This is a genomic window from Micromonospora sp. AP08, from assembly GCF_008085935.1.
In the GTDB taxonomy this organism is placed as follows: Bacteria; Actinomycetota; Actinomycetes; order Mycobacteriales; family Micromonosporaceae; genus Micromonospora; species Micromonospora chersina.
The window spans coordinates 140,464-155,701 of record NZ_VSEZ01000012.1; the positions used below are offsets into that span (position 1 = coordinate 140,464).

Genomic DNA, 15,238 nt, shown 5'->3' on the forward strand with positions numbered 1-15,238 from the left:
GGGGGCGCTCAGCCCCGGGTCTGCCGCGCCACGTCCGCGACCACGTCCACCAGCTTGCCGGTACGCGCGAACACCACCCGCTGCCGGGCCGCGCCGCTGCCGTGCCGGCGAAGCCCGCCCAGTAGGTCGGTCACCTGGTCGAGGTCGCCGTGCCGCGCGAGTTCCGGGCGGACCCGCTCGACCAGCCCGTCCAGCAGTTCCCAGGCCGGGCGCAGCTCGCCGTCGGTGAAGTCGACGCCCTCGCCCTCCAGCCCGTCGTGGGCCGCCCGCCAGTGCGCGGCGACCAGCAGGTGGTGGTCGGTGTTGACGGCGGGCCGTCCCTCGGCGATCTCCGTCATGGCGGTCGCCACCAGGGCCCGGACCAGGGCGGCGACCAGCACCGCGTCGTCCACCGACGGGCAGACGTCACCGATCCGGATCTCCACGGTCGGGTACTTGGCGGAGAGCCGGGCGTACCAGTAGAGCATCCCCTCGTCGAGCATCACGCCGCTCGCGATGAGCTGCCGGATCAGCCGTTCGTAGTGCTCGTGCGACTCCAGCCACGGGGTGGGCGCCACGGATGGCCAGTGCTCCCACTCGACCGAGCGCCAGCTCGCGTAGCCGGTGTCCTCGCCCTTCGCGAACGGGGAGTTGGCGGTGACCGCGTGCAGGATGGGCAGCCAGGGCCGGACGTGGTTGAGCACCTGCACCCCGATCTCGGCGTCCGGGATGCCGACGTGCACGTGCATGCCGTTGTTGCCGGGCCCGGGCACCAGCAGCCGGAACCGCTCGACCATCCGGTCGAAGCGGGGCTTGTCCACCACGGGCGGCACCGGTCCGTCCACCGGCCCGGTGCCGATGGCCAGCAGCCGGACGCCGGCCCGCTCGGCGGCGGCGGCCAGTTCGCCGCGGAGCATCGCCAGCGAGTGCCGGATCGACGAGAGCTCCAGCCCGGGCGGGCTGCCGATCTCGATCTGGCTGGTCTGGAACTCCCGTTCCACCTGGCCCCGCAACTCGGCCGGCACCTGCTCCATGACGAGGTCGACGGCGGGCACGGCGGCCCCGGTGTGCGGGTCGACGAGCAGGAACTCCTCCTCCACGCCGACCGTGAGCAGGTCCGTCCCGTCGGGTGCGGCGCTCCGTTCCCGCTCCGCCACTGACCCGCTCATCGACACCACCATCCGCTCCGTACCGGCCGCGGCACCGTGCCGCCCGGTCGACGCCCTGTTACCCACCGTGTCGGCGCGGGGAAACGCTCCGGACGGCGTGTCGCCCGGTACGCGCCGCGATCGGGTCCGGGGCGTGACAACGGGTTCTAGGGTGGTCGTGTGGCAGGGATGCTGTTGACCGGGACGTGGGCGTACGCCCTCGCCCTGCTCGCGGACCGCCCGGCCGGCCTGCTCGCCGGCGCGGCGGTGGCCGCCGCGCTGCTGCTCGCCACGCTGCTCGCGCTGCGGGTGCGGGCGCTGCCCGCGCCGCGCGGGGGACCGCGCGCCGTCGCCCTGCGGGCCCGGGCCCGGCACCGCCGGGTGCCCCGCCAGGTCGACCCGGACGCTCCGGGGCGGCCGCGTCCCCGTGCGCCCGGGCTGTGCCCCTCGGCCGCGTAGCCGCCCCGCGTCGGGTCCTCCGGCGCGCCGCCGCCGCGGCCGGTTCCGTCGTCATCCGTCCCGCCGGGACGCGTCGTCCCGTCGGGGCATCCGGAATCGGACCGAGGGGTTTCCCCATGCTCGCCTTCGCACCACTGCACGCCGCGGCGTCCGCCGCCGCCACCGTCGTCACCTGGCTCGCCGACACGCTCGCCCCGCTCACCGGCGGCGCCGCGACGGCCGCCGCGATCGTCCTGTTCACCGTCGGGGTCCGGCTGCTGATCTCGCCGCTCAGCCTGGCCCAGGTCCGCGGGGAGCGGCGCCGTGCGGCGCTCGCCCCCGAGGTCCGCGACCTCCAGCGGCGGTACGCCGACGATCCCGCCCGGATGCAGAGCGAGTTGTTCGCGCTCTACCGGCGGGCCGGGGCCAGCCCGGTCGCGGGCTGCCTGCCGGCGCTGTTGCAGGCGCCGTTCTTCCTGGTCATGTACCGCCTCTTCGCCACCGGTGACGGGCTCGACAACTCCAGCTCGGCGCGTCTGACGCCGCGCGGCGACCTGGAGCCGTCGCCGCACCTGCTGGACGAGAAGCTCGCCGGCGTGCCCCTGGGGTGGCATCTCGGCGACGGCCTCACCGGCCCGGTGGTGGCGGTCTTCGGGGTGCTGCTGGCGGCGCTGCTCGTGCTGGCCTGGTGGTCCGCGCGGCGGGCGCGCCGGGCGGCCGCGGCCACGGGCACCATCGCGGGCGCGCCGACCGAGGGCCCGGGCGCCGCGGTGCTGGGTTGGCTGGTGCCGCTGCTGCCCTTCACCACGGTGCTGGTGGGGTTGGTGGTGCCGCTCGCGGCGGTGCTCTATCTGGTCACCACGACGGCGTGGACCGCGCTGGAGCAGGCCGTGCTGCGCCGGCCCCAGCCGGAAGGCATCGACGCACGTTGACAAGTGCGGGGGCGGGCGCGTAGAAAACGCCTCAGAGAGCGCTCTCTCCTGCCCGTCCCCGCAGAGAGGCACCCCGATGAACCCTGTCCCGGCGGCCACGGCCGCCCCCTCCGCCGTGCGCCGGTCGCGCCGGCGGCTCCCCCTGGCGGCCGCCGTGCTCGCCACCACCACCGCCCTCGCCACCGTCACGATGACCGCCCACGCCGCCGTGCCGCCGCCGCCCAGTGGCTGGAGTCTGGTGTGGAGCGACGACTTCACGGGTGCGGCCGGCGCCCTGCCCTCCTCGGCCAACTGGATCATCGACACCGGCACGAGCTACCCGGGCGGCCCGGCCAACTGGGGCACCGGCGAGATCCAGACCTACACCTCCAGCACCGCCAACCTGTCCCAGGACGGCGCCGGCAACCTGCGGATCACGCCGCTCAAGGACGGCTCCGGCCGGTGGACCTCGGCCCGGATCGAGACGGTCCGCGCCAACTTCAAGCCGCCCGCCGGCGGCGTCCTGGCCCTGGAGGGGCGGATCCAGATGCCGAACGTGACCGGCGCCCAGGCCGCCGGCTACTGGCCGGCCTTCTGGGCGCTGGGCTCGCCGTACCGGGGCAACTACCAGAACTGGCCGGGCATCGGCGAGTTCGACGTGATGGAGAACGTCAACGGGATCAACTCGGTCTGGGGCGTGCTGCACTGCGACGTCGCCCCGGGCGGGCCGTGCAACGAGTTCAACGGCATCGGCAACTCCCGGGCCTGCCCGGGCAGCACCTGCCAGTCGGCGTTCCACACCTACCGCTTCGAGTGGGACGCCTCGATCAGTCCCCAGCAGCTGCGCTGGTACGTCGACGGCCAGCTCTTCCACACCGTCAGCCAGAGCCAGGTGGGCGAGCCGTACTGGGGTCAGATGACCAACCACAACGGCTACTTCATGCTGCTCAACGTGGCGATGGGCGGCGGCTTCCCGAACGGGGTGGCCGGCTCCGCCACGCCCACCGCGTCGACCGTCTCCGGCCGGCCCATGCTCGTCGACTACGTGGCCGCCTACACCCGCGGTGGCGGCGGGCCGTCGCCCACCCCGACCACGCCGCCGCCGGGCGGGTCGGTGGACGCGTACTCGACCATCCAGGCCGAGGCGTTCACCGGGCAGAACGGGGTGCAGGTGGAGGCGTGCAGTGAGGGTGGTCAGGACATCGGCTGGCTGGCCAACGGCGACTGGGCCCGCTACGACAACGTGGAGTTCGGCGCCACCCCGCCGAGGGACTTCGTGGCCCGGGTCGCCTCGGGCGCGCCGGCCGGGGTGAGCGGGCTGGTCGAGGTGCGGGTGGACAGCCCCACGAACCCGCCGATCGGCAGCTTCGCGGTCGCCAACACCGGCGGCTGGCAGAGCTGGCGCTCGGTGCCGGGCAACGTCGCCGCGGTCACCGGCCGGCACACCGTCTACCTGACCTTCACCAGCGGTCAGCCGGCCGACTTCGTCAACGTCAACTGGTTCACCTTCCGGCGCTGAGCCGGCCGCACCGGGGGTCCCCGCGGGGGACCCCCGGTTGCCTCTGGACAGAAACAGTTAACAGTCTTAATAATGAGCGCACGTCGACGGTCGTAAATGCCCACCCTCCACCACAACGGTCCCTGGAGGACGCCGTGAGACTCCGCTCCACCCGCATGGCGACGTTCGCCGCCGCGCTCGCCGCCGCCCTGGTCGCCGGCACCCTGCTGGCCGCGCCACCCGCCTCCGCCGCCACCGCCGCCTTCGTGCGCACCACGACCTGGGACACCGGGTACGAGGGCAAGTTCACCGTCACCAACAACACCTCGGCCAGCATCTCCTCGTGGAACGTCCAGTTCGACCTGCCCGCCGGCAGCACCCTCGGCTCGTTCTGGGACGCCCGGCTGACCACCTCCGGCCAGCACGTCACCGCGGTGAACCAGTCCTGGAACGGCACCCTCGCCCCGGGCGCCAGCACCACCTTCGGGTTCAACGTCAACGGCACCGGCAACCCGACCAACTGCACGGTCAACGGCGGCTCCTGCACGGGCGGAGGCGGCGGCAACCCCGGCGCGCCGGCCACGCCCGGCGGCCTCCGCGTCACCGGCACCACCAACACCTCGGTCTCCCTGGCCTGGAACGCCGTCTCCGGCACGGTCACCGGCTACCGGGTCTACGAGGGCGGCACCGTGAAGGCCACCGTCACGGGCACCTCGGCCACCGTCTCCGGGCTGGGCGCCTGCACCGGGCACAGCTACACGGTGGCCGCGTACAACGCCAGCGGGGAGTCCGCGAAGTCCGGGGCGGTGTCCGCCACCACGACCGGCTGCACCGGCGGGGGCGGCGGCGCGATGGCCGCGGCGCCCTACCTCTACCCGGGCTGGGGCGACCCGCCCGCGCCGTCGACGGTGATGGGCGCGACCGGGATCAAGTGGTTCACCATCGCGTTCGTGCTCTCCGGCGGCGGCTGCACCCCGGCCTGGGACGGCGGCGGCCCGCTCACCGGCGGCACGCACGCCAGCACCATCGCCGCGATCAAGGCGGCCGGCGGCGACATCATCCCGTCCTTCGGCGGCTGGAGCGGCAACAAGCTCGGCCCCAACTGCTCCTCGGCCAGCGCGCTGGCCGGCGCCTACCAGCAGGTCATCAACGCCTACGGGCTCAAGGCGATCGACATCGACATCGAGAACAGCGACGAGTTCGAGAACGAGGTGGTGCAGGACCGGATCCTGGACGCCTTGAAGATCGTCAAGCAGAACAACCCGGGGATCAGGACGATCGTCACCTTCGGCACCTCGACCACCGGGCCGAACTACTACGGCACCCGCCTGATCAACCAGGCCGCCGCCAAGGGCGCCAACATCGACGTCTTCACCATCATGCCGTTCGACTTCGGCGGCGGCGCGAACATGTACCAGAGCACGGTCAACGCGGCCGAGGGGCTGAAGAACGCGCTGAAGAACGCGTTCGGCTGGTCCGACGCCACCGCCTACGCCCACATGGGCATCTCCGGCATGAACGGCCTCTCGGACCAGCAGGAGCTGACCTCCCCGGCCACCTGGACGCAGATCCGGGACTGGGCCAAGGCCCGCGGGCTCGCCCGGTTCACCTTCTGGTCGGTCAACCGGGACCGGCCCTGCCCGGGCGGCGGGGTGGTCTCCAACTGCTCCGGCATCTCGCAGAACACCTGGGAGTTCACCACCATCACCGCGGGATTCTGATCCCGCGCCGCGGTCAGCGCCCGGCGGTCACCGACTGCCGGGCGCGCCGCCGGCGCACCTTCTTGACCACCCAGCTGACGATCATCACGGCGAAGACCGCGAAGATCGCGTAGTTGAACCAGTCGCTGTACTGGTTGACCCGTTCCCAGCGCGAGCCGAGGGCGAAACCGGCCCCGACGATCAGCGCGTTCCACACCCCGCTGCCCAGCGTGGTGAGCAGGATGAACTCGCCCAGCGGCATGCGGTTGGCGCCGGCCGGCACGGAGACCAGGCTGCGCACCACCGGCACGACCCGGCCGATCAGCACCGCCCACCGGCCGTGCCGCTCGAACCAGCGGTCGGCCTTCTCCAGGTCGTCCCGGTCCACCAGCGGGATGTGGTCCAGCCAGCACTTCAGCCGTTCCTCGCCGAGCGCCGCGCCGAGCCAGTAGAGCACCAGCGCGCCGAGCAGCGAACCGGCCGTCGCGGCCAGCACGATGAGCACCACGTTGAACCGGCCCTCGGCCGCCAGGTAACCCGCCATGGCCAGCACGACCTCGCTGGGGATCGGCGGGATGATGCTCTCCAGGGCGACCAGCAGGGCCACCCCGACCGCGCCGAACGAGTCGATGACGCTCGCCACCCAGCCGGTCAGCCCGGTGAACTGGTTCGGGTCGACGTTCTGGGCGAGTGCCATGGGGGTCCTTCCACGTGGTGCCGGGGATCCGTAAGCGGTACCCCGGCCAGCGCCCGTCACACCTGCCGGTGACCGGACCCACGGCCGCCGGCGGGGTTTGCCGCGGTCGGCAACCGGAGAAGTAAATCCGGCATGGGTGACAGGTGGTATCAGGAGGCGGTTGTCTACTGCCTCGACGTCGACACGTTCGCCGACTCCGACGGCGACGGGGTGGGTGACTTCCGCGGGCTGATCGGCCGGCTCGACTATCTCGCCCGGCTCGGGGTGACCTGCCTCTGGCTGCACCCGATCCACCCGTCGCCCAACCGGGACGACGGCTACGACGTCACCGACTTCTACAACGTCAGCCCGCGGCTGGGCACCCTCGGCGACTTCGCCGAACTGCTGCACCAGGCGAAGAACAAGGGCATCCACGTGATCATCGACCTGGTGGTCAACCACACCTCGGACGAGCATCCCTGGTTCCAGTCCGCCCGCTCCTCGCCCGACTCGCCGTACCGCAACTGGTACGTGTGGAGCGACGAGGCGCCGCCGGACCGGCACCAGGGCATGGTCTTCCCCGGCGAGCAGAACGAGACGTGGAGCTACGACCGGACCGCGAAGGCCTGGTACTACCACCGCTTCTACAAGTTCCAGCCGGATCTCAACGCGGCCAACCCGGAGGTCCGCGCCGAGATCAAGAAGATCATGTCGTTCTGGCTCCAGCTCGGCGTCTCCGGGTTCCGGATGGACGCCGTGCCGTTCATCATCGAGCTGACCGAGCCGGGCAACCCGGACTCGCCGAAGGACCTGGAGTTCCTCACCGAGCTGCGCCAGCACGTGCAGTGGCGGCGGGGCGACGCGGTCCTGCTGGCCGAGGCCAACGTCGAGCCCGACCAGCTGCCGGTCTACTTCGGTGACAGCGGCGGCTCGGCCAACCGCATCCACATGCTCTTCGACTTCATGATGAACGGCCGGCTCATGCTGGCCCTGGCCCGGCAGGACCCGGAGCCGGTCATCGAGGCGCTGCGCGACACCCCGGCCCTGCCCGAGGGCGGGCAGTGGGCCACCTTCCTGCGCAACCACGACGAGATCGACCTGTCCCGGCTCACCGCCGAACAGCGCAACCAGGTGTACGAGCAGTTCGGCCCGGACGAGGACATGCGCCTCTACGGCCGGGGCATCCGCCGCCGGCTGGCCTCGATGCTCGGCAACGACCGCCGCCGCATCGAGTTGGCGTACGCGCTCCAGTTCTCGCTGCGCGGCACGCCGGTGCTGCGCTACGGCGAGGAGATCGGGATGGGCGAGGACCTGTCGCTGCCCGGCCGGGAGGCGATCCGCACCCCGATGCAGTGGTCGTACAAGGAGAACGGCGGGTTCTCCTCCGCCGACCCGGAGAAGCTGGTCCGCCCGGTGATCGACAAGGGTGAGTACGGCTACCAGAAGGTCAACGTGACCGCCCAGCGCAAGGACCCGAGGTCGCTGCTGGGCTGGTTCGAGCGGATGATCCGCACCCTGCGGGAGGCGCCGGAGATCGGCTCGGGGAGCACCAGCCACATCGACGTGCCGATGCCCCCCGGCGTGCTCGCGCATCGGGCCGACGGTCCGACCGGGACGATGGTCTTCCTGCACAACCTCGGCACCGAGGACGTCGAGGTCGACCTGAGCATCCTCGCCCCGGAGGCCGACCTGCCGATCGACGTCCTCACCGACCGCAACTACGAGGACGTCGGCAAGCTCGACCGGTTGAAGCTGAGCGGCTACGGCTACCGGTGGATCCGGATCTGCCGGGGCACCCGGCTCTGACGGCCGACCCGGCGTTAAGCTCCTTCGATCGAGCCCAAGTTACCGGGAGGTAATCATGTCGGAGGAGCCCCGCGTCGCCATCGTGACCGGAGCCGCGCGCGGCATCGGCGCGGCCACCGCCCGACGGCTGGCCGCCGACGGCATGGCCGTCGCCGTGGTCGACATCGAGGAGTCGGCGACCAAGGAAACCGTGGACGCCATCGCCGCCGCCGGCGGTCGGGCGCTCGGCGTCGGCGCCGACGTGTCCGACCGGACGCAGGTGGAGGCCGCCGTGGAGCGGGTCGCCGCCGAGCTGGGCGCGCCGACCGTGCTGGTCAACAACGCCGGCGTGCTCCGCGACAACCTGCTGTTCAAGATGACCGACGCCGACTGGGACACGGTCATGGGGGTGCACCTGCGCGGCGCGTTCCTGTTCAGCCAGGCCGCCCAGAAGCACATGGTCGAGCGGAAGTGGGGCCGGATCGTCAACCTCTCCAGCACCTCCGCGCTGGGCAACCGGGGCCAGGCGAACTACTCGGCCGCCAAGGCCGGAATGCAGGGCTTCACGAAGACCCTCGCCATCGAGCTGGGCCCGTTCGGGGTGACCGTCAACGCGGTCGCGCCGGGCTTCATCGTCACCGACATGACCGCCGCCACGGCGGCCCGCATGAAGGTCGACTTCGAGGCGCTCCAGCAGCACGCCGCCGCGGAGATCCCGGTGCGCCGCACCGGCCGGCCGGAGGACGTCGCGCACACCATCTCGTTCCTGGCCAGCGAGGGTGCGTCCTTCGTCTCCGGCCAGGTCATCTACGTCGCCGGCGGCCCCAAGGACTGACCCGGACCCGTGCGCCCGGCACGGCCCCGTCAGGCGGGGTCGTGCCGGGTGCGCCAGAGCCAGAACAGGCCGAGCACCGGCAGCACCAGCGGGATGTAGCCGTAGCCGCTGCCGAAGCCCGACCAGACCGTCTCGTCCGGGAACAGCTCCTTGTCGGCCAGGCTCAGGATGCCGACGCCGACCACCCCGACCAGCTCCACCGAGCAGCACGCCAGCGCGACCCGGCGGCCGGTGTGCCCGGCGCGGGCCAGCCCGACCGCCGCCACGATGTAGATCAGCGCGGCCAGCGCGGAGAGCAGGTACGCCACCGGCGCCTCGTCGAACTTCGTGGCGATCTGGAGCCCGGCCCGCGAGGTCGCCGCGATGGCGAAGAGGATGTAGACCGCGATCAACAGCCGGCCCGGACCCCGGTTCGTCGCCCGCTGCTCAGCCACCGACGACCTCCCAGGTCTGCTGCAAGCGGACCACCACCACGGGGGTGACCAGGCAGACCGCGCAGACGATCGCCGAGCCCCACCGGGTCGGCTCCATCCGGGCCAGCACCCAGGCCAGCGGCGGCAGGCAGACCAGCGTCACCAGATAACCGAAGAACGCCCCCGGCTCGCCCGGCCGGTCGCCGCCGCCGAGCGCGACGAGCGCCACCACGGTGAGCGCCAGCAGGGCCACCTCCAGCACGGCCAGGCCGACGAACTGGAGCCGGTCCGGCGCCCGGTGGCGTACCGCCGCCACCAGGGCCCAGACCGCGATCAGCAGCGACAGCACGATCGAGGCCGTCGCGAGGATGCCGTCCACCGGCGAGCCGGCCGCCGCGGCGGTGGTCATCGACGCCGTCCCGGCGCAGTCGAGTTCACCGGCACAGCCTACTAACCGCCGTAGTAGCCACCCCCGCCCGGCTCTCCCGCGGGGTCGCGGCGCGCCGGCCGGGCCGGACGACTAGCGTGGATCACGGCCACCGGCGTACGCCGTGGCGGAGGACGACAGCAGGGGGTCCGTGGTGCGGTTCGGCTTGTTCGGCACGGGTCACTGGGCGGCGGAGACGCACGCCGCCGCCATCGACGCGCACCCGCGGGCCGAGCTGGCCGGCGTCTGGGGGCGCGACCCGGCGAAGGCGGCCACGCTGGCCACCCGGCACGGCGTACCCGTCTTCGAGGACGCCGACGAGCTCTTGGCGGCCTGCGACGCGATCGCCGTGGCGCTGCCGCCGGACGTGCAGGCCGAGATCGCCGTCCGGGCCGCCACCGCCGGGCGGCACCTGCTGCTGGACAAGCCGCTGGCGCTGAGCCTCGCGGACGCCGACCGGGTGGTCGCCGCCGCGCAGGCGTCCGGTGTGGCCTCGGTGGTCTTCTTCACCCAGCGGTTCCACCCGAACGTCACCGGTTTCCTCGCCTCGACGGCGGCGGCCGGCGGCTGGCAGCACGCCCGGGCGACCATGTTCGCCTCCATCTACCAGCCCGGGAACCCGTACGGGAGCTCGCAGTGGCGGCGCGACCGGGGCGCCCTCTGGGACATCGGCCCGCACGCGCTGTCGCTGATCCTGCCGGTGCTCGGCCGGGTCACCCGGGTCGCCGCCATGGACGGCCCGAGCGGCCTGGTGCACCTGCTGCTCACCCACGACGGCGGCGCCACCAGCACGCTCTCGCTCACCCTCGACGCGCCGCCCGAGGCGGTCACGCGGGACTTCGTCTTCTTCGGCGAGAACGGCACCGAGACCGTCCCGCCCGGCGACGGCAGCGTGCTCCAGGCGTTCGGCACGGCCATCGACCAGCTGCTGGAGGAGGTCGAGGCGGGCACCCGCGACCACCGCTGCGACGTGCGGTTCGGCCGGGAGGTGGTGGCGGTGCTGGACGCCGCCGAGACCGCCCGCAGCCAGCGGCGCACCGTCGACCTCTAAGCGGTCAGACCAGGGTGTTGAGCGCCTCGCCCAGCTCGGCGGGGGTGTTGAACTCCTCCGCCGGCAGCGCCTTGAGCATCTGGAGCATCTCGGTGCTGACGCCGTTCTCCTGGCCCCAGCGGACCAGGTCCGCACGGGAGACCGGGTAGTCGAGCCCGGCCAGGAACTCCTGCAACTTCACCCCGGTGACGGTCATGCCGGCGGGCTACCCGCTGTGCCGGGCGCCATGCCCGCCGGCGTGGCCGTTTGCCCGGACGGGTCCCGGGTAGCCGCTGGCATGCTGGTACAGCGGCTCGGCGCGCCGAGCGACTTCGACCCGCTGCTGGAACGCGTCCGGGACGCGCGGATCGTCATGATCGGCGAGGCGACGCACGGCAGCTACGACTACTACCGGCTGCGCGAGCAACTGACCCGGCGGCTCATCGCCGAACAGGGCTTCGACTTCGTCGCGGTGGAGGGGGACTGGCCGGACTGCGACCGGGTGAACTGCTCGGTGGTGGGCGCGCCGGGCGGGCTGGCCGATCCGCAGACCGCGCTGGAACGCTTCGAGCGCTGGCCGACCTGGATGTGGGCCAACGCCGAGGTGGCCCGGTTCTGCCGCTGGCTGCGGGCGTGGAACCTGGAACGCCCCGAGGGGGAGCGGGCCGGCTTCCACGGGCTGGACGTCTACAGCCTCTGGGAGTCGATGCAGGCCATCTTCGACTATCTCGGCGAGGAGGACCCGGCCTCGCTGGAGGCGGCGCAGGAGGCGTACCGCTGCTTCGAGCCGTACGGCAAGCGGGTCGAGGACTACGGGACGGCCAGCCGCTTCGTCTCGGCCCGGTGCGAGGAGGAGGTGGTCCGGCTGCTGGCGCGTACCCGGGAACAGGCCGCCGCGGACGGCTCGGACCGCTTCTCGGCCTGGCAGAACGCGGAGGTGGTGGCCGGCGCGGAGCGCTACTACCGGGCCATGGTGGGCGGCGGCCCGGAGTCCTGGAACATCCGCGACATCCACATGGCCGACACGCTGGACCGGCTGCTCGACCGCTACGGGCCCGGGGCGCGCGGCATCGTCTGGGCGCACAACACCCACGTGGGCGACGCCCGGGCCACCGACATGGCGGCCGACGGGCTGGTGAACATCGGCCAGCTCGGCCGGGAACGGCACGGCCGGGACGCCGTGGTGCTGGTCGGCTTCGGCAGCTATCGGGGCACGGTGGTCGCCGCGCCGCGCTGGGGTTCGCCGGCCGAGGCCATGGTGGTGCCGCCGGCCCGGGATGGCTCCGTCGAGCGGCGGCTGCACGAGCTGATGCCGGAACGGGCGGTGCTGGTCTTCGGCGGCGAGGACCAGCCGGAGTGGGTGACCGAGGCGACCGACCACCGGGCCATCGGGGTGGTCTACGACCCGAGCTTCGAGTCCTGGGGCAACTACGTGCCGACCCGGTTGGGCGAGCGCTACGACGCGTTCGTCTGGTGCGACGAGGCGACCGCGCTGCACCCGCTGCCGGCGCTGCCCACACCGGGCGAGATGGAGACCTACCCGGCCGGCGTCTGACCGGCCGGGCAGGCCCCCGGGTCACACCTGGGCGGGCTCGCGCTCGGCGAGGTGGGCGCGCAGGCCCTCGCCCTCGACGTCCACGTTGGGCAGGACCCTGCCGAGCCAGCGCGGGAGCCACCAGGCGGCGTTGTTCAGCAGCGACATCACCGCCGGGACGATGGTCATCCGGACCACGAACGCGTCGATGGCGACGCCGATCGCGAGCGCGAAGCCCATCGACTTGATGACCGGGTCGTCCAGGAAGACGAAGCCACCGAACACCGAGATCATGATCAGCGCGGCGGCGGTGACCACCCGGGCGCCGTGGCCCATGCCGTTGATCGTCGCCTGCCGGGCCGTGTCGCCGTGCACGAAGTCCTCGCGCATCCGGGAGACCAGGAAGACCTCGTAGTCCATGGCCAGGCCGAACAGGATGCCGATGAGCAGGATCGGCAGGAAGCTGACCAGCGGCCCGGGGGTGTCCAACCCGACCAGGTCGGCGAGGTGGCCCTGCTGGAAGACGGCGACCGTGATGCCGAAGGTGGCCGCCACGGTGAGCAGGAAGCCCAGCGCCGCCTTCACCGGCACCAGGATCGACCGGAACACCAGCATCAGCAGCAGCACCGACAGGCCCACCACCAGCAGCAGGTAGACCGGGAGCGCGTCGGAGAGCTTCTCGGACACGTCGATGCCGATCGCGGTGACGCCGGTGAGCATCACCTCGGCGTTCTGGATGCCGCCGACCTGCCGGCGGATGTCGTGCACCAGCTCCTCGGTCTTCTCGTCGGTCGGCCCCTGCTCCGGGATGACGCCGAGCAGCGCGGTGCGGCCGGACGGGTCGAGCTGCGGCGGGGCCACCGCGACGACCCCCTCGGTCTTCTGGATCAGCGAGGCGACCTGCGGCACGGCGGCCTGGGTGGCCTGCGGCGAGTCGGCGGTGACCACGACCGCGAGCCGGCCGGTGAAGCCGGGCCCGAAGCCCTCCCGGATCAGGTCGTTGCTGACCCGGGCCGGGGTCCCCTCGGCGGCGGTGGCGGCGTCCGGCAGCGCGAGCCGCATGTGCTGGGCCGGGATCGCGAGCAGGCCGAGGCCGAGCAGGCCGACCAGGATCACCGGGATGCGGAATCGGGTCACCCAGTGCGCCCAGCGGAAACCGAAGCCGGAGCGGTCCTCCGAGCCGGTGCCCGGGTCCTCGACCGCCCTGCGGTCGCGCAGCTTGCGCGGAAGCACCTTCCGGCCGGCGAACCCGAGCAGCGCCGGGGCCAGGGTGATGGCGACCAGCACGGCCACGGTGACGGTGCCGGCGGCGGCCAGGCCCATCACGGTGAGGAAGGGGATGCCCACCACGGCCAGGCCCGCGAGCGCGACCACCACGGTGGCGCCGGCGAAGACCACGGCGGAGCCGGCGGTGCCGACCGCGCGGCCGACCGCCTCCTCGGGGGAGAGGCCATCGAGCAGGTTCTGCCGGTGCCGGGAGGTGATGAAGAGCGAGTAGTCGATGCCGACCGCGAGGCCGAGCATCAGGGCCAGGATGGGCGCCGTGCTGGTCAGTTCGACCGCGCCGCTGAGCGCGTACAGGCCGGCCATGCCGACGCCGACACCGATCAGGGCGTTCAGCATGGTCATGCCGGCCGCCACCAGCGAGCCGAAGGTGATGATCAGGACGATCGCCGCGACCAGGACACCGAGCGCCTCGGTGGAGCCGACCTCCGGCTCGGCGTTGAGCACCTCACCGCCGGGGGCGATCTGCCAGCCCTGCGCCTCGGCCTGCGCGCCGACCTTCTCGTACGCGTCGCGCTGCTCGTCGGTCACGTCGTCCGCCCGGCCCTGGAACTGCACCTGGATGAGCGCGTACCGGCCGTCCGGGGTGAGCGCCTGCGCCTGGTACGGGTCGACCGCGCCGACCACCCCGGGCAGCTTGGCCGCCTCCTGGGTGACCTGCTTGACGATCGCCTGCCCCTCGGGCGTGGTGAGCTGGCCGGCCTGGGGCGCCTTCACGGCGATGGTGCCGGTGGCGCCGCTGGCCGCCGGGAACCGGTCGGCGAGCAGGTCGAGCGCCTTCTGGGACTCGGTGCCCGGCATCGTGAAGTTGCTCGCCGTCGGGCCCTTCAGGGTGGCCGCGGCGAGGCCGAGGCCGACGAGTACGACGAGCCACACGACGGCCACGAGCCGCCGTCGGCGCAACGATGCCCGGCCGAGCCGGTACAGCAGGGTCGCCATCAGGTTTCCTTGTCCTCGGGGTCGGAGCGGGATCAGGTGACGGGTTCGAGGGCCCGCCGGACCACGGCCAGCAGGGCGGGCCGCAGTTCGTCGTCGGGGATGTCGATGAACTCGCCGCACGTCTCGGCGATGCCGGCGAGCACCACGAGCGCGGCGATCCGCGCGGAGGGCCGGTCGGAATGACCGGCGAACGCCGCGATGAGCCGTTCGGAGATCTCCTGGATGTGCGCGAACGCGGGCTGCTGGAGCAGGTCGGGGAACTCGCCCCGGAGCAGCGCGATCTCCCGGCGGAAACGCACCGCCAGGTCGACGAAGCCCTCGCCGGCGATCTCCTGCGCGGCCGCGCCGGTGGCGCCGGCGATCCGGGCGTCGAGCGCCTCCAGCACCGCGATGGCGGGCGCCATCAGCTCGGAGAGGAGAGCTTCCTTGTTGGCGAAGTGGTAGAGCACGGTCGCCTTCGAGCAGCCCACGGCACGGGCGATGTCCTGGAGCGAGGTGCCCTTGTACCCGGTGACGGCGAACCGTCGGGCCGCCGCCGCGAGGATCTCGCCGTGGGTCTCGGGTATCGCTCGGGCCATGCCCTCCAGCATGCCTGACCGATCGGTCAGCGCCTGACCGATCGGTCAGACGGATTGCGTGGC

General features: G+C 72.7%; 15 protein-coding genes. 8 read left to right on the top strand and 7 right to left on the bottom strand.

What is annotated here, in order from left to right; genetic code table 11:
• Positions 1 to 8: 8 nt before the first annotated feature.
• Positions 9 to 1,157: a glutamate--cysteine ligase gene (locus tag FXF50_RS20795; RefSeq protein ID WP_148430343.1), complete on the bottom strand. Its 1,149-nt coding sequence runs from the start codon at positions 1,155 to 1,157 to the stop codon at positions 9 to 11.
• A 159-nt stretch (positions 1,158 to 1,316) separates the two neighbouring features.
• Here FXF50_RS20795 and FXF50_RS20800 point away from each other — a divergent pair, with 159 nt between their 5' ends.
• The 4 genes from FXF50_RS20800 to FXF50_RS20815 all read left to right on the top strand — a co-directional run bounded on the left by FXF50_RS20800 (position 1,317) and on the right by FXF50_RS20815 (position 5,695).
• Positions 1,317 to 1,586, top strand: a complete 270-nt coding sequence (locus FXF50_RS20800) for a DUF6412 domain-containing protein (protein ID WP_148430459.1) — start codon at positions 1,317 to 1,319, stop codon at positions 1,584 to 1,586.
• A gap of 116 nt (positions 1,587 to 1,702) precedes the next feature.
• Entirely contained in the window at positions 1,703 to 2,497 is a 795-nt protein-coding gene (locus FXF50_RS20805; protein ID WP_148430345.1) for a membrane protein insertase YidC, read from the top strand.
• A 76-nt stretch (positions 2,498 to 2,573) separates the two neighbouring features.
• Positions 2,574 to 3,995, top strand: a complete 1,422-nt coding sequence (locus FXF50_RS20810; RefSeq protein ID WP_148430347.1) for a carbohydrate-binding protein — start codon at positions 2,574 to 2,576, stop codon at positions 3,993 to 3,995.
• A gap of 134 nt (positions 3,996 to 4,129) precedes the next feature.
• Positions 4,130 to 5,695 carry a cellulose binding domain-containing protein gene (locus tag FXF50_RS20815; protein ID WP_148430349.1) on the top strand — a complete coding sequence of 522 codons (1,566 nt, stop codon included), beginning with the start codon at positions 4,130 to 4,132 and terminating at the stop codon, positions 5,693 to 5,695.
• A gap of 13 nt (positions 5,696 to 5,708) precedes the next feature.
• On the opposite strand, the gene FXF50_RS20820 is transcribed toward FXF50_RS20815, so the two are convergent.
• Positions 5,709 to 6,371, bottom strand: coding sequence for a DedA family protein (locus FXF50_RS20820; protein WP_148430351.1), 663 nt, complete (start codon positions 6,369 to 6,371; stop codon positions 5,709 to 5,711).
• A 132-nt stretch (positions 6,372 to 6,503) separates the two neighbouring features.
• Here FXF50_RS20820 and FXF50_RS20825 point away from each other — a divergent pair, with 132 nt between their 5' ends.
• Positions 6,504 to 8,156, top strand: coding sequence for an alpha-amylase family protein (locus tag FXF50_RS20825; protein WP_148430353.1), 1,653 nt, complete (start codon positions 6,504 to 6,506; stop codon positions 8,154 to 8,156).
• Positions 8,157 to 8,211: 55 nt separating this feature from the next.
• A complete protein-coding gene (gene fabG, locus FXF50_RS20830; protein WP_148430355.1) occupies positions 8,212 to 8,970 on the top strand; it encodes a 3-oxoacyl-ACP reductase FabG in 759 nt (252 codons plus the stop codon).
• 29 nt (positions 8,971 to 8,999) lie between these two features.
• Here the strand turns inward: fabG and FXF50_RS20835 are convergent, their stop codons facing one another.
• Together FXF50_RS20835 and FXF50_RS20840 are read right to left on the bottom strand one after the other, a co-directional pair.
• A complete protein-coding gene (locus FXF50_RS20835) occupies positions 9,000 to 9,404 on the bottom strand; it encodes a hypothetical protein (RefSeq protein ID WP_148430358.1) in 405 nt (134 codons plus the stop codon).
• Positions 9,397 to 9,792, bottom strand: coding sequence for a hypothetical protein (locus tag FXF50_RS20840; protein WP_091318644.1), 396 nt, complete (start codon positions 9,790 to 9,792; stop codon positions 9,397 to 9,399). The genes FXF50_RS20835 and FXF50_RS20840 overlap by 8 nt, the downstream gene beginning before the upstream one ends.
• A 172-nt stretch (positions 9,793 to 9,964) precedes the next feature.
• Here FXF50_RS20840 and FXF50_RS20845 point away from each other — a divergent pair, with 172 nt between their 5' ends.
• Positions 9,965 to 10,861, top strand: a complete 897-nt coding sequence (locus FXF50_RS20845) for a Gfo/Idh/MocA family protein (protein ID WP_148430360.1) — start codon at positions 9,965 to 9,967, stop codon at positions 10,859 to 10,861.
• A 4-nt stretch (positions 10,862 to 10,865) separates the two neighbouring features.
• On the opposite strand, the gene FXF50_RS20850 is transcribed toward FXF50_RS20845, so the two are convergent.
• Positions 10,866 to 11,057 (bottom strand): DUF2795 domain-containing protein, encoded by a 192-nt coding sequence (locus FXF50_RS20850; protein WP_148430362.1) that lies wholly within the window; start codon positions 11,055 to 11,057, stop codon positions 10,866 to 10,868.
• A gap of 81 nt (positions 11,058 to 11,138) precedes the next feature.
• Here FXF50_RS20850 and FXF50_RS20855 point away from each other — a divergent pair, with 81 nt between their 5' ends.
• Positions 11,139 to 12,395 carry an erythromycin esterase family protein gene (locus FXF50_RS20855; protein WP_148430364.1) on the top strand — a complete coding sequence of 419 codons (1,257 nt, stop codon included), beginning with the start codon at positions 11,139 to 11,141 and terminating at the stop codon, positions 12,393 to 12,395.
• Between the two features lie 21 nt (positions 12,396 to 12,416).
• Here FXF50_RS20855 and FXF50_RS20860 read toward each other — a convergent pair whose 3' ends face one another.
• The gene (locus FXF50_RS20860; RefSeq protein WP_148430366.1) at positions 12,417 to 14,597 is read right to left on the bottom strand and encodes an MMPL family transporter; all 2,181 of its coding nucleotides are present in this window, start codon (positions 14,595 to 14,597) and stop codon (positions 12,417 to 12,419) included.
• 32 nt (positions 14,598 to 14,629) lie between these two features.
• Positions 14,630 to 15,175 (bottom strand): TetR/AcrR family transcriptional regulator, encoded by a 546-nt coding sequence (locus tag FXF50_RS20865; RefSeq protein ID WP_148430368.1) that lies wholly within the window; start codon positions 15,173 to 15,175, stop codon positions 14,630 to 14,632.
• Positions 15,176 to 15,238 lie beyond the last annotated feature (63 nt).